A 1,961-nucleotide genomic window follows, 5' to 3' on the forward strand; every position below is an offset into this window, starting at 1 on the left:
AAGTGCACATATTCTGCATCTTTATACTCCAAAGTATAAAGATTATAAATTAAAACTATACTACAACTAGGCAAAATCAATAAAGAAATCCAATACCTAAAACCTATATCCTCCAAATCTGTTATATGAACTTTACTACGAATAATTTTCAAAATTGCGAATAAAACTATTTTAGATATTATTGATCCTAAAAACGCAACATCACTTACTTTAATATTTACGATAATAAGTATATATCCTGTCAATAGCTCCACTATCATCCATAAAGTCACAAACGAAACTGTTAAAATAAGCTTTGTTCTTCTAATTCCTTGATATGCCATTTCACATAAACTAAATAAAATTCCTATATTAAACAATGTACTAATTATAGGTACTTTAATAATAGGTGAAACTATTAATTGCAGTATAAAATATGAAGTCCAAATTGCAAAAATCTTGATTTTTCTATAATCCTTTACTGTCAAGAAAATATCTAAATATTCTTTAATAATATAAAGAAGTATTATATATGTTCCGTAATTTAGCAATGTATCTGCCATATTTTAAAAACCTTTCAGTATTTGACTATATTTTTCACGTATATCTTTTTGCCTTTCTTCACTTATATATAGAACTTTTCCATTATATAGCTCTATTTTTGAAAAGCAAATTTTTTTAATATAATGAAAATTCACTAAATATGATTGATGAATCCTCAAAAAAGGATGTTTCCCCTTTTCTGTGATTTTTTCTATGGAATTTAACTTACTATTAAATTTATCTTCCTTTCCATCCTTTTGTATAATGCTTATGCATCTCCCATGACTTTCAAAATACATAATATCACTATATAGGATTTTAACATTATTTCTATTAAACTCAAATTGGAAATACATATCCTCACGGAGTATTTTGTTATAGGCTTCTAAAAAATATTTATCAAACAAACAAAAATCTATAGGCTTTTTTATAAACCTAAATGGTTCAACTTCAAATAATTGTATTAAATATTCTTCATGGCTTGAAATATAAATTATAATTGCATATTTATCTTTTTCTCTAATGATTTTTGCCACTTGAATTCCGTCCATAATTGTCATTTCAATATCTAAATATATTATGTCATAGTATTCCCCTAACTCATAAATACGATTAAGATCTTCTCCACTGTAAAAAGCTTCAATAGAAATATTTATCAGCTTTTCCCTTCCTATTCTTTCCAATCTATTTTCTACTTCTGATACAATACTTTTATCATCATCACATATCGCAACTTTTATCATCAATACTGCGCCCTTTATCATTCTTCTCTAGTTCTGTTTGATTTAATCTTTCAAGAACAATCCTTAGCGTTTTTCTATTAGTATTTCCTAATTGATCATACATTTTTATCACTTCGTAATGTTCTTCTAGCTTGCTATTTAAATATCTTCTATCTTCAAATTTTTCTCTAAAATCTGAAAGCCCTAATAAAAAATCCACTGAGCAGTCAAAGAATTTTGCCAAATTAATAATTAAATCTACAGGTGGAGAATAATTTCCCTTTTCCAATCTACTTATAGTTTGCTGAGCCGTCCCAATCGAATTACCCAATTTTCTCTGGCTCAGACCGGCTGCTATTCTCAGCTCCTTAATTCTATTTAATCCTGCCATATTCAATACTCCTTAATTAGTATTGAATATATTCTACATAATTTACGCCTCTTTACTCACTCATAATAATTGTATACCAACTCATTATTGAGTTTTTCCTCAAAGATACTTATAAACCTTACCTATCCTATATTTCAGAATTGCATCTTATATATCACGTAAAAAATATATCAATAAATAACTAATATTTTTCTTTTAAAATTATGCGTACTATAAAATATATTCATATGTATTCATATAAATTTTTCTCTTACATTTATTCTGCTCATTATAAACGATTATATACTATTTTTTGAAAAGTTATTTTTTGTTGTCAAAAAAAATAA

Annotated in this window: 3 protein-coding genes; all 3 read right to left on the reverse strand. The window is 26.0% G+C overall.

Annotation, left to right across the window (positions count from 1 at the left end; all coding sequences use genetic code 11):
- On the reverse strand, window positions 1-542 hold a 542-nt coding region (locus PG418_RS19005), incomplete at its 3' end, for a hypothetical protein (protein ID WP_498837888.1).
- 3 nt (window positions 543-545) lie between these two features.
- Window positions 546-1,265, reverse strand: coding sequence for a LytR/AlgR family response regulator transcription factor (locus tag PG418_RS19010; protein ID WP_498837889.1), 720 nt, complete (start codon window positions 1,263-1,265; stop codon window positions 546-548).
- Window positions 1,243-1,635 carry a helix-turn-helix transcriptional regulator gene (locus tag PG418_RS19015; RefSeq protein ID WP_101883877.1) on the reverse strand — a complete coding sequence of 131 codons (393 nt, stop codon included), beginning with the start codon at window positions 1,633-1,635 and terminating at the stop codon, window positions 1,243-1,245. The genes PG418_RS19010 and PG418_RS19015 overlap by 23 nt, the downstream gene beginning before the upstream one ends.
- Window positions 1,636-1,961 lie beyond the last annotated feature (326 nt).

It is taken from the genome of Bariatricus sp. TF06-38A (assembly GCF_027690675.1).
GTDB classification, from domain to species: Bacteria; Bacillota; Clostridia; order Lachnospirales; family Lachnospiraceae; genus Allocoprococcus; species Allocoprococcus comes.

Excerpts from the sequence above, each read along its gene's own strand:
- PG418_RS19010 (WP_498837889.1), bottom strand. The coding sequence starts at position 1,265 with ATGATAAAAGTTGCGATATGTGATGATGATAAAAGTATTGTATCAGAA.
- PG418_RS19015 (WP_101883877.1), bottom strand. The coding sequence starts at position 1,635 with ATGGCAGGATTAAATAGAATTAAGGAGCTGAGAATAGCAGCCGGTCTG.